The organism is Paenibacillus sp. FSL R5-0341, from assembly GCF_037975235.1.
Lineage (GTDB): Bacteria > Bacillota > Bacilli > Paenibacillales > Paenibacillaceae > Paenibacillus > Paenibacillus amylolyticus_A.
On record NZ_CP150241.1, the window covers coordinates 6,052,470 to 6,065,551 of the forward strand.

Here is a 13,082-nt window from a genome sequence, read left to right on the forward strand (position 1 = left end):
CAACATTCATGCCAATAAGCAGGATATGGAATTAAAAATGCCTTTCCCAGCAATCCCCTCAAGAATTTGGGATAATATGGTTCGCTACAGCATCATTTTTCAGATAAAATATAGGGATGTGCGTAAAAAGGGGGAATGTCGGTTGTTTAGCACTTTTTTCATTAATATCTGTGTCATAATTACGTTTATGTACGTGTCCGGAATCATCGCCAAGTTCTATAGTATCCGATTGCCTTTTCCCTCATTACGTGTTCAGTTGATTGGCGGCTTATTATTCGGCATATATGGCACAGTACTCATGAACTATTCCTTCCCTCTGAACGAAAGTACAATTGTAGATCTACGGCATTTGGCCATCGTCACCGCAGCGGTATATCTGGGAGGACTGGCTTCGGTCATTACGGGACTCGTTATCTCGATCCTTCGTATTCTGATGTTTGGCATATCTTCCTCTGCTATTGATGCAGGATTTGTCATGACGCTGATCGGACTGTCCGGTGTATATTTCGCCTATGCTTCCTGGTCCAGATTGACCAAAATTATTACGATGAATCTGCTGGGCATAACGTTGATCTTTATCATCCTTATGCTGAACACGGACAGCATGAATTCATTAATGAAGGTATATCCGTTACAGATGACCATTTCCTTTGTCGGTGGAATCTTTATCTATTTCATCGCAGAATTCATTAATAAATCCAATGAAATGTTATTTCTTTTGGAAAGAAGAGCATCTACCGACCACCTTACCAATCTGAGCAATCGGCGACAGTTCGAAAAATCACTTCAATCGGAGCTTCAGCATGCACGGGATTACCAACAAAAGCTATCCTTGCTGGCCATCGATATTGACCGATTCAAAAAAGTAAATGACACATTCGGCCATTCTGCCGGCGATGCCGTTCTGAAGCAACTCGGCCAACTGCTCGTTGAACATGCGCGTTCCACCGATATCGTATCACGAAACGGTGGTGAAGAATTCGCCATTCTCTTGCTCGACTGTGGACATCGACAGGCCATGGCTATCGCTGAATCGATTCGCCAAGGGGTAGAGAGATATCAATTTGCCCTTCCTGACGGGCACACGATACGTCTGACCATTTCCATTGGTGTAGCTGTGTATCCGGATCATTGTGATGATCATGATGATAACGACTTCTTCGAGCAGGCAGACCGTGCATTATATGAAGCCAAGAACACAGGACGTAATCGAGTGTGTGCCTTACCACTTCGTTCTCTGCCTCTTACGCTTTAAAGCCTGTTATCACGTTTATGTTCCACTTCACAAAAAGGGATGTCTCGTTCGCCATTCAGGCGTACAGGACATCCCTTTGCTTATGGATGATTACATATCATCCGAGCTCATGTGCTGACAGGAGATTACGCAAGGATTCGTTCAATCTCCTCGATAATAGAAGCATCCAGCTTCACGCCAGATGCAGCCGCATTCTCTTTTACCTGCTCGGGACGACTCGCCCCTACAAGTGCACTGGACACATTGTTCTGACGCAGAATCCAGGCCAGGGCCAGTTGGCCAACCTTCAGATCCAGCTTGTCCGCCACTTCAATCAGTTGACGAACTTTCCCGATGCGATCCGCATTGATTTTTCCTTCGTCCCAGCCCAGCTTGGCAGCACGGCTGTTCTCCGGAATATCGGAAACGGATGTGTATTTCCCGGTCAATAGACCTTGAGCAAGCGGAGAGTATACAACTTGTCCGATGCCTTTACGTTCACCCAGCGGAATAATCTCATTTTCGATATATCGGTCAAACATGTTGTACACCGGCTGATTGACCACGATATGATCCAGGAGCAGACGATCTGCTGTACCCAACGCAGCTTCCATCTGAGCCGCAGTCCACTGGCTGACGCCAACATACAACACTTTGCCCTGACGCACCAGATCATCGAGCGCACGAAGTGTTTCTTCAATCGGTGTTTCTGTATGATAACGATGGCAATAATAGATATCCACATATTCAACGCCTAAGCGCTTCAAGCTGGCTTCACATTGCTCCTTGATATGTTTGCGAGACAGGCCCTGGTCATTCGGACCATCACCCATTTTGCCAAATACTTTGGTTGCAAGCACATAGGAGTCACGGGAGTATGCTTTGAGCGTCTGCCCCAGCAGTTCTTCCGCTGCACCCCGTTCGTATACATTGGCTGTATCAAAAAAGTTAATACCTTCATCGAATGCAGTTTCAATTGATTTCACCGCATTTTCACGTTCCACATACCCTCCGTACGTCAGCCAGCTTCCCAGGCTGATCTCGCTCACTTTCAGTCCGCTTCCACCTAATCTGCGATAATCCAATGTGCATCCTCCTCTGTTGGTTATAAAGATGAAGTTCACATTCTATTGTAACGTAACCAGCTCGGAATAAAAGGGCTTCGGCTCAGAAAATGGGAAATTCAAAGAAGCGCACCTATAACAGGTGCGCCAAATTAAGAAATTTATATTCGTCTGTCTGCGTAATTAAGGCAGCGTAATACTTAATGCGTTCAACAGATCCGCCTGTCTGACCGGCTTCGTCAGAACAGCATCAAAGCTTTCGGCTTCATGCAGGGCAATATGCATACCATAGGGAACCAGAGCAAGGACGGGCAGATTCTCCAGCCGCTGTTTCAGTTCATGTACAAAATCGACTGCGCCACCTTCCCGTAATCCCATATCTACAACGGCCACATCCGGCTTGAAGCCTTCCTTGATCCAATCATGCGCTACGGTCGAACCGGAGGTCATATGCACATCCATCTCCCATCTGCGCATCAGGGAAGAAACGCCTTGCAGAATATCAGGGTCTTTGGCAAGCAATACCTTTCTGCCTTTTAACCGCTGCTGAACACTTGCCAGCTGTGGCAACTCCCAGTACCTGCGTAATGGAAGGCTAATCTGAAATTCCGTCTCATTCTCCATCATACGATCCACCTGAATACGGCCATGCATGAGAATAGCAAGATTCTGACTTACCGCCAAACCCAGATTGCTTCCAATCAGTTTTTGGATATCCAATAACATCTGGCCCGTGTACCTCACCTTGAGCACAAGTGTACCGGTCTCCTCAGTCTCTTCTCCGTTCACCACTGCCGTGATCAGAACCGACCCTTCACGCGTTGAATCCATAGCATACTGAATGACATGTGCAAGCAGCTGTCCAATCTTGACTTCATCACCAACGAACACTTGCGACACATTCAGTTTGAGATTTAATCCCAACTCAATGTTCTTGCCCGCCGCAATCCCGGCATAGAGATAGACGGTATTCTCAATAGTGCCGACCAGATCGAACGGATCATCATGTATAACGGTTTTACCTGCCTCATTAATATTGAAATTCATCATATTATTAAGCAAGGAGAGCAGGATATTGCCGCTCGTCTCAATCATGTTCACATATTCCGACTGCTCCTCAGACATATCCGGAGTACGCATCAGATCCGTCAGTCCAAGGATGCCGTTCAACGGATTGCGAATCTCGTGACTCATCAGCTTTAGCATCTGCGCTTTGGTCATGGCCTCCGATTCGGCTCGTTCCTTCTCTGCCTGGAGCTGCTCTTGCATTTGTTCCGAATCACTAAGCTTCCGTTCCTGTACATGCAGCGTGCTCTCCAGATCGACAACATAACCCAGGAACACAGCCATCGCATTCAGTGTCTTCATGTCGGTTTCGCTGATCACGTAATCAGGATTATCCATCAGACAAATAGTACCGAATGTTTCGCCGGATCTTCGCATGATGGGCACGCCAACGAAGAAACGATTCCCGAGCCCACTCGTGACATCCATAGATCGTGTCATCGGATGTTCACATGTATTCTGAATGGTAAGAACACTGCCCTTATCTCTTAATACCAGACTGCAATATGATTCGTTAAATGAAAGTACACTACCTTTAACGATTAACTCTTCCGTACGGTTAAAGGCCTCCAAAATGACATTCGTTACCCCGTCATTCGTGGCAACGAAGATGGTATTGACCTTCAATATACCGCTTAATACGTCTACGATATGGGCCGCAGCTTCCTTTATATCTTCATAGAAGCCTCTCGTAATGCCTTCTGCCGTCCCCATGATTCACCCCTCTTATCTTAGCTGCACTTTCAAATCTGTATATCAGAATGTTTAATCACGTACAGGGGTCATCAAAAATCCGAATAACTGTCACAATCTATACTTATATGATTAACACCGTAGAAGTATAAGAGAATCATACTCCCTGCCCATAGCCCATTTTTGGACAAAAGCAGGTCTTAAACGGATGGCTTAATAACCGAAAAGTCATGTCAAATCTCCTCTTCGTATTGATCAAAACCCATCTTGTCCGACTTCGGATATTATACTTGCAGAATAACTAGAAATTATACGCTTCCGCTCAGACTTTGGGAACCTTTATCCGCAGCAATTAAAGGAACGTCCATATTGCCAAATCAGCTATGTGATCATTATCACACCCAAATAACCACATATAGTTTATAAATGGATAATACGAATCTACATATAGTGTTATGTGGAAATTGAATGATATCCGAAATCATTTTAGGAGGAACCTTACATGAACATGCTTGAGTATGCCACTCCACCGGCATCCGATCTATTATCCGACCTGGGACGACGAATTATTGGCGCAGAAGACGCCGATACGCTGAGGGAAAATGCCAATCTGAACGGAGACTCCTTCAGCGGCAAGATGAGCAGACTCGGTTCGGAGACCGCCAAGTGGCATGCTCTGCGTCATGTATTGCCGGAAGAGCTTGCTCAAGCTGTGGAGAACGGGGATCTGTATGTACACGATCTGGATCAGTATGCACTCGGAACGACCAACTGTATCTTTATCCCGTTTGACCGTCTCCTCGCTGCAGGTTTCAACACAGGCAACGGATCGGTTCGCACACCTCAGACGATCATGTCTGCCATGGCTCTGGTTGCGATCATCTTCCAATCCCAGCAGAACAGTCAATATGGCGGTGTATCAGCTAATAAGATTGACTGGGATCTGGCGCCTTATGTACAGCGATCGTTCCGCAAACATTACCGCAAAGGGCAACGCCTCTTTGGTGAGAATGTCCTGCTTGAGGATGAACAGCTTCATCTGGACAGCATCGAAGCGAAGAATCAATGTCCGCGGGCATATGCCTTCGCCTATGAAGAGACTGAATTGGAGACAGGACAAGCTGCTGAATCGCTGATTCATAACCTGAATACGATGAGCAGTCGGGCAGGTGGACAGATTCCTTTCACTTCACTGAACTATGGATTATGCACATCAGCGGAAGGTCGGTTAGTATCACGCTCATTGCTGGAAGCGACTATACGTGGTCTGGGCAACGGGGAGACACCTGTGTTCCCCCAACATATTTTCCAGTGCAAAAAGGGGATCAATCAAGCTCAGGGTGAGCCAAACTATGACTTATTCCGTCTCGCAGTCACCTGTTCATCCCGGCGGATGTATCCCAACTTTGTCAATGTGGATGCCTCCTTCAACCTGCCCTTCTATCATCCGGAAGATCCGGATACAATCATCGCCACCATGGGATGCCGCACACGTACACTGGCTGACCGGTTTGGGCGTAATCGTCAGAGTGGTAAGGGAAATCTGTCATTCAATACCATCAACCTGGTCAAGCTCGGCATCCGGTTTGGCATCTGCCAGGGCAGTAGAGCCGTTGCCGATCGGGCAGGTTTCTACACCGCCCTCGAATCCGTGATGCATAATGCTGCTGACGGTCTGTTGCACCGCTACCGTATCCAGACTGTGCAACCTGCCAAGGCATCGGACTTCATGATGCGGGAGGGTGTATGGGAAGGTGGCGAACAGCTCGCTCCGAATGAGCCTGTTGCCGATCTGCTGAAACACGGTACGTTATCCCTTGGTTTCATCGGTCTGGCTGAATGTATGACAGCTCTCTATGGGCGCCATCACGGGCAGGACCCTCATGTACATCGGGAAGCGCTGAACATTATTCGAACCATGAGAGAGTTCTGTGACCGGATGAGCGAGCAGCATAACCTGAATATTACCCTGTTTGCCACACCGGCTGAGGGATTGTCCGGCAAATTCACGAAGATCGACAGAGCGCGCTATGGCATCATTCCTGGAGTTAATGATCGGGAGTATTATACGAATTCATTCCATATTCCGGTCTATCACACGCTTCCAGCTTATCGGAAGATTGAGCTGGAGGCTCCGTTCCACACGTTATGTAATGCGGGTGCAATCTCCTATGTGGAGCTTGATGGAAACGTTCGAGCCAACACCGCAGCTTTTCTGCGGATCGTACAGTATGCACTGGCACAAGATATCGGTTATTTCTCCATTAACCATCCGATTGATCGCTGCCCTGCATGTGGTTATGAAGGGGTCATCGGGGATGTATGCCCAGGTTGTGAAGTCCATGAGGACCATGTGCACTTCCAGCGGTTACGCCGCGTAACCGGCTATCTGACCGGAGATTACAAAGTACGCTTCAATGCTGCGAAACAGGCCGAAGTACGGGATCGGGTGAAGCACCGGTGAATCTGTATGGATACATCCCGGAATCGGTGAATGAAGGGACAGGCCTGCGTGCCGTGTTGTTCATCAGCGGATGCCGTCACGCCTGTCCGGGCTGCTTCAGTCCGGATTCGTGGAGCTTTCGAGCGGGTGAGCCCTTTACAGAAGAGCGGCAGCAGCAGATTCTGTATGAAGTGACGAACCATCCGTTGCTGGATGGCGTTACGTTGTGTGGTGGTGATCCCTTTTTCTCGGCAGCAGAATGTACGTCCTGGGTCCAGCAGCTTCGGGCTGCACGTCCTGATATGACGGTATGGGCCTACACAGGATTCGAATATGAAGAGCTGGTCACCGACCCTGCGAGAGCGGAGCTTGCCCGGTTGTGCGATGTCATTATTGACGGTCGATACGTTGAATCGGAGCGTGATGTCTCGCTGCCCTTCCGTGGCAGTCGGAATCAGCGTTTGATTGATGTCAGTGCAACACTAGCCACTCGAACCATCGTTACAATGCAACTCAGTATGCTGTAAACATTGGTTTTATTCCCCTCACCAACTAACAAGGCACGGGTCCCCAGCGGACTCGTGCCTTGTTAGCGTATAGCGGTCTTCTTTAAAGAAATAAGTTTTATCATTCTCTCTACTTTCTTCTCTATTGCATGACGATATATTATATAGGTAGTTAGTAATTTAGCATTTAAAATTTAACCGTTTACATAAGGTAGCCAGGGAGGATTAACCTTTTATATGGATATTGTTCAAGCATTAATTACATGTATGCCTTTCTTTCGAGACACCATCCGTCAGGATGTGACTCTATCCGTTATTGATCACGAGAAATTCCTGTATTTTTCAGCAGGTGAATCGCTAAAGCAACTGAAGTATCAACCCGGAGACCCTTTGTTGGATGTAAATCGAAATTTTGCAGATCTGAACGGCGGTACAGTCAAACGATTCGATCACTACTCCAAGGATATATTCGGTGTTCCTTTTGACGTAGCATTTATCCCCATTAAAAATGAACAAGGTGAAGTCATCGCCCTGTTTAATCTGCTCTACAGTATGGATGACCAGGATCAGCTGCAACAGCTCATGGATGCTACCGAAAATCTGACCAACCAGTTAATTGACAGTGTACAACATGTAGCCGCACACTCCGAGGAGCTCAGTGCCACTACCGAAGAGATCCGGAACAACTCCAAACAAGCTGTACAGAAATCAGGCAATGTCACTCAAGTCGCCAGCTTCATTCGTGAAATCTCTGAAAAAACCAATCTGCTCGGCTTGAATGCAGCTATTGAAGCTGCTCGTGTAGGTGAAGCCGGTGCAGGTTTCGGCGTTGTCGCCAAAGAAATTCGCAAACTGTCTGTGGATACCAAGGAAGCGACGGCCCGCATTGAAGATTCTCTTCTGTCAGTTCGCCAATCCATTCAGGGCATGGAGAATGAACTTGGTGAGATCACCGCAAGCTCCCAAGAGCAGGCTGAACTCGTAAACAATTTTATGAGTACGATTGAGCAGTTAAATGAAACCAACAAGCAATTGAAGCAATTTGTGCAAAAAATGATTTCGTTTGACGGAAAATAAAAATACGTTTAAGGGACAATACAAGCACGGTTCATATCACACAACAAACGAAAGCCTCCGAATACATTCGGAGGCTTTTTCATTAGCTATTCAACTTAGCGAATCTCGAAGTGGCTGATGCGTACGCCTGCGGACAGCACAATGTATACATCCTGTGCACCTGATGCACCCGTGAGTTCTGCCTTAACGGTAGACCACTGCTGGGCTTCGCCTTGCGCAAGTTCCACACGTCCTGCGAGCGTACCCTCCGGTGAACCGAGTCGCACTTCCAACACAGCACCTGCTTGTTCTGCGGATACACGAGCTTCAATTGCTGCTGCCCCACTACCCAGATCCGCATCCTTAAAGGCAATCCATCCTTGCTCTCCAATTACGCGGACAGCACTTCCGCCCTCTTTGCTCTCATCCAGGTCAACACCCAGGTAAGCATCATAATTCTCAGCACGGGTAGCTACGCCCAGATTTCGAGCAGGGATCGTCTCTCCTTCTACCGTCAGGTCTGCAACCAGCTGAACATCGGAGGATGACTTGGCAACCATGATGGAGTATGTTCCGTTTTCCACGACATACCGATCACGAGTTACATCCCAGATTGCCAGTTCCTGAACAGGCAAGGTGAAGCTGACTTTCACTGTAGCTCCGGCTTCGATATGAAGACGACGGAATCCTTTTAACGTTTTGAGTGGACGTTTCACTCGGGATTTGCCTGCACGAACATACAACTGTACAACCTCGTCGCTAGCCACTGAACCGGTATTAGTCACATCCACAGTTACCGTAACGTTGCCCTCTGTACCCACTTGAGTTGGGCTAAGTTCCAAATTGCTGTATTTAAACGTTGCATACGTTAGACCATGTCCAAACGGATACAGTACATTGCCTTCAAAATATTGATACGTGCGACCGGATTGAATAATATCGTAATCTTTGATGTCGGTCAGTTGATCTGCCGATTGTACCCATGTCATGTTCAAACGGCCTGCTGGCGCATAGTCGCCATACAATACGTCAGCCACGGCGTTACCCAGTTCCTGTCCTGCGTGCGAAGTATACAATACCGCCGGGATGTTCTCCTGAACCCAATTCGATGTGAACGGATAACTACCCACGATGACAACTACCGTATTCGGGTTAGCGGCATAGACCGCCTCAACCAGACGTTGCTGGGATTCGGCGAGATCAAGACTTGGACGATCAATCTCTTCTTTACCATTGACAAGCGGATTATTACCGACAAAGACAATCGCCGTTTCCGCAGCCTTGGCAGCTGCTACTGCTTCCTCAAGTCCATTCACAATCACATCCTGCTTGAATGTCTCTGTAGCACCGAAAGACTTCAGTTCTTCGGACACTGCGAATGCATCGTTTCCACCATTAGGTGCAGTCACCGTTTTGCCATTCCAAGTCGTCAGACCTACACTTCCGTCCTGTTGTGGCAACAGGTGGAATACTTCCTTCACGAACCAGCCGTACACTTCATCAGCGGAAGCCGTTACGGTCTCTTCATCTGTGGTCAGATATTTGCCGTTGCTTTCCGCCTGCAAGGTATAACTTCCGAAGCCCCAGTCGGACACCATGAACGTTTCCGCTTCTTCGGAAGCAATCACAGGTGATTTCTCACCATCCGCCAGTCCAATCTTCTTCCCATTGGCTACAGAAGTTAACGTAATGCGATCATTTCCATCCTTGAACGTCACTTTGTCGCTGCCTACTTTGTCACGGATCGCCTCAAGTGGGGATACGTTATACGGCATGGTGCCTGCATACCAGTCACGATAGACGGTTCCACCCAATTGACCAATCACAGCCACTTTACCTGCTTTTGTTTTGTCCAGCGGGAGCGTGCCTTTGTCGTTTTTGAGCAACACTACTTGTTCTCTCGCGGCTCTGAGGGACAATTCTTTTGCTTTCTCCGTCATCATGGACTCTTCACCGATCGCAGCGTACGGGTTGCCTTCTTCCGGATCGAACTCACCCAGGCGGAAACGCACACGGAACGTATTGAACAAAGCCTTGTCGATGTCATCCATCGTGAGTGTACCTTGTTCCAATCCTTCACGCAGTGCCTGTTTGGACAGATCAGCATCATCGGTGATGCTATCAATTCCGGCTTTAACAGACTCTACCGTACCTGGTGTGTGGGAATCATAGTATTTATGATCATTCTTGATGCCCATGACGTCGCCTGCATCACTGACAACGAAACCATCCATGCCCCATTCACCTTTGACAATCTCGTTCACAAATGGATGCAACAACGCTGGCGTACCATTAATGGAGTTGTACGCAGTCATCATGGACTGTGCGCCGCCTTCCTTAAATGGCTTCTCGAACGCTTTCAGATAATATTCACGCATGTTGCGAGGATCAATGCTGGACGAACCGCTTCCGCGATCCACTTCATTATTATTCGCAAGGAAATGCTTCAAGGTAGCGACCGCTTTGTAATACTTTGGATGGTCGCCCTGAATTCCTTTGACCAATGCTGTCGTCAGCTCGGCTGTCAGTTCCGGATCTTCACCATACGCCTCTTCATTCCGTCCCCAGCGCGGGTCACGTTCCATATCCACTGTAGGTGCCCACAGCGTAAGACCGTTCACTGCCGGATTGCGTTTATAAAATACACGCGCCTCGTCTCCGAGTACGGAGCCAATCTCCTTCATCAGATCCGCATCCCATGTGCATGCAAGCCCCACCGGTTGTGGGAAAGATGTTGCTTCTCCAAGCCAAGCCAAGCCGTGTGCCGCTTCTGTTCCGTGTTTGTATGCAGGTACACCCAAGCGATCTACTGCTGGCTGATATTGCAGCATGGATTCAATTTTTTCATCTTCCGTCAAGCGGGATACAAGGTCCTTCACCCGGGTGTCTAACTCTAGTGCTGTATCTTGAAACGGATATTTCGTTTGGTTGGTCGTCATATGGAATCTCCTTTGATAATGGGTAATGGATTGTAATGATAGCGAATACATATCTGAATAAAAAACGGGGGTTAATTCGGATAAATTCGTTCTTCCGATGGATAAATTAATCCTTTTATAATCAAGGTTTACAGGTATAAAACTCTACTTTCACCCCAAAACCTAAAACGGTTTCGGTAATCCTATCATAAAGCATGTTTAGCAAAAAAAACAGAGGTTCTGCGCAGGAAATTGTGAACATCCCCTCTGCAAAATCTCAACAGTACCGTTTTTTCCTGGCACAGTCTGGCAATCATGAATAAGAGTACAACGACGTGCGCTGAACAACATCCCATTCGATAGATTGAAGATGATGAAGGAGGAAGAAAAATGAGTGACAATCAGCAGCCCAAGACAGGTCTGCCCCCCGTTCCGGAATCACTGTGGCGTGCGACGCATGAATTCGATGCTTATCCGAAACTGACCGAAGATATTACTGCCGATGTGGCGATCATTGGTGCCGGTATTGCCGGGATTACTACAGCCTATCTGCTCGCGCAGACGGGTATGCGTGTGGTCGTGCTGGAGGCTGGAAAAGTGTTGGATGGCACGACCGGCCATACCACCGCCAAGGTATCTGCACAGCATGGTGTCATATTCGATGAAATTATGCATCACTTCGGACAAGAACAGGCTCGGATGTACTATGAAGGCAATGCCGATGCCGCCAAGTGGATGCGTAATCTGGTGAAGGAAAAGCAGATTGATTGCCAGTGGGCAGAGGAAGATGCCTACGTCTATATTCAATCGGAGGAAAACATAAAAAAACTGGAGATTGAGCTGACCGCCTATGGCAAACTCCATATTCCTGGTGAGTGGGTCGATCCCCTCCCCATTCCGGTTCCCGCCAGAGCAGGTATTCGCATGCCGGGTCAGGCACGATTTGATCCGCTGGCCTATCTTCACTACTTGCTCAATTCAGCCGTAAAACAAGGGGTACAGATCTACGAGCATACGACTGTTACGGATGTAGAGGAAGACGCTTCACTGCATGTACGAACCTATGGAGATGGACCTTCCGTAACAGCGGAACACGTTGTCGTAGCTTCTCATTTCCCCGTCTATGATCCCGGATTTTATTTCACTCGGTTACACGCAGAACGATCCTACGCCGTATTAGTCGAACCGGAAAAACCGTATGCAGGTGGCATGTACATTTCGGACGATACACCGTACCGCTCCCTGCGTACCGTCTTACATGACGGAAAGGAACTTATCCTCTTCGGCGGCGAAAATCACAAAACCGGACAAGGCATCTGCACCTTCGGTCATTATGAACGCCTCGAGCAGTTCGCAGCGGAGACATTTGGCATTCGCAACATTCCTTTTCGCTGGTCAGCCCAGGATCTGATCTCCATTGACAAGGTGCCGTACATTGGACCGATTACCGGAAGACATGAACGTGTCTATGTGGCGACCGGGTTTGCCAAATGGGGGATGACGACTGGCACGATGGCAGGACACATTCTCGCGGATCGTATCACCGGTCGTGACAATCCACATGCTGCTATATTCGATCCAGCTAGATTCAAGGCCGATCCTGGCATGAAGCATTTTATTGTGGAAAATGTGAATGTAGCCAAGGAATTAATCTCCGGTAAAGTAGGCATTGTGCACAAAAACGTTAGTGATATTGGCGAAGATGAAGGAGCTGTCGTTCGTCATAACGGCAAACGTGCTGGCGCCTACAAGGACACCAGTGGCAAGCTGTTTCTCGTGGATACAACGTGCACCCATTTGGGGTGCGAAGTGGAATGGAACGAGGGCGAGCGTTCATGGGATTGCCCATGCCATGGTTCCCGCTTCGATTATGCAGGCCATGTCATTGAGGGCCCTGCTGTGGAAGACCTTAAAGTTCTCGACGCACAAGAGTAACCGACGTGTAGCGATTAATCTGTAAACCGAAGAACCAAAAGTTCATCTCACAGACCGGATCGGAATCCGCCTCCAGACGGAAGTAACCGATCCGGTTTTTGCGTATGCTGAATTATAGTTATACAGACGGCTTCAGCTACGCATCAGCATCAAACGAATAGATTATCG

General features: G+C 48.1%; 8 protein-coding genes. 5 read left to right on the forward strand and 3 right to left on the reverse strand.

All coding sequences use genetic code 11. The features are described from left to right. The first annotated feature begins 142 nt into the window (after positions 1-142). Entirely contained in the window at positions 143-1,255 is a 1,113-nt protein-coding gene (locus MKX75_RS27175; protein WP_339167548.1) for a diguanylate cyclase, read from the forward strand. Positions 1,256-1,380: 125 nt separating this feature from the next. On the opposite strand, the gene MKX75_RS27180 is transcribed toward MKX75_RS27175, so the two are convergent. Together MKX75_RS27180 and MKX75_RS27185 are read right to left on the reverse strand one after the other, a co-directional pair. Beyond that, positions 1,381-2,319 carry an aldo/keto reductase family protein gene (locus MKX75_RS27180; protein ID WP_339167550.1) on the reverse strand — a complete coding sequence of 313 codons (939 nt, stop codon included), beginning with the start codon at positions 2,317-2,319 and terminating at the stop codon, positions 1,381-1,383. 162 nt (positions 2,320-2,481) lie between these two features. Next, positions 2,482-4,077: a histidine kinase dimerization/phospho-acceptor domain-containing protein gene (locus MKX75_RS27185; RefSeq protein ID WP_339167551.1), complete on the reverse strand. Its 1,596-nt coding sequence runs from the start codon at positions 4,075-4,077 to the stop codon at positions 2,482-2,484. Between the two features lie 481 nt (positions 4,078-4,558). On the opposite strand from MKX75_RS27185, the gene MKX75_RS27190 reads away from it, so the two are divergent. The 3 genes from MKX75_RS27190 (at position 4,559) to MKX75_RS27200 (ending at position 8,082) form a co-directional block, all read left to right on the forward strand. Next, positions 4,559-6,520 carry an anaerobic ribonucleoside triphosphate reductase gene (locus tag MKX75_RS27190; protein WP_339167552.1) on the forward strand — a complete coding sequence of 654 codons (1,962 nt, stop codon included), beginning with the start codon at positions 4,559-4,561 and terminating at the stop codon, positions 6,518-6,520. Continuing rightward, complete coding sequence (gene nrdG, locus MKX75_RS27195; protein WP_339167553.1) at positions 6,517-7,026, forward strand: anaerobic ribonucleoside-triphosphate reductase activating protein; 510 nt, start codon at positions 6,517-6,519, stop codon at positions 7,024-7,026. The genes MKX75_RS27190 and nrdG overlap by 4 nt, the downstream gene beginning before the upstream one ends. 216 nt (positions 7,027-7,242) lie before the next feature. Continuing rightward, the gene (locus MKX75_RS27200; RefSeq protein ID WP_339167554.1) at positions 7,243-8,082 is read left to right on the forward strand and encodes a methyl-accepting chemotaxis protein; all 840 of its coding nucleotides are present in this window, start codon (positions 7,243-7,245) and stop codon (positions 8,080-8,082) included. Between the two features lie 95 nt (positions 8,083-8,177). Here the strand turns inward: MKX75_RS27200 and MKX75_RS27205 are convergent, their stop codons facing one another. Further along, a complete protein-coding gene (locus MKX75_RS27205) occupies positions 8,178-11,000 on the reverse strand; it encodes a glycoside hydrolase family 3 C-terminal domain-containing protein (protein ID WP_339167555.1) in 2,823 nt (940 codons plus the stop codon). A gap of 369 nt (positions 11,001-11,369) precedes the next feature. Between MKX75_RS27205 and MKX75_RS27210 the strand changes: the two genes are divergently transcribed. Continuing rightward, positions 11,370-12,914 carry an FAD-dependent oxidoreductase gene (locus MKX75_RS27210; protein WP_339167557.1) on the forward strand — a complete coding sequence of 515 codons (1,545 nt, stop codon included), beginning with the start codon at positions 11,370-11,372 and terminating at the stop codon, positions 12,912-12,914. The last annotated feature ends 168 nt before the right edge of the window (positions 12,915-13,082 follow it).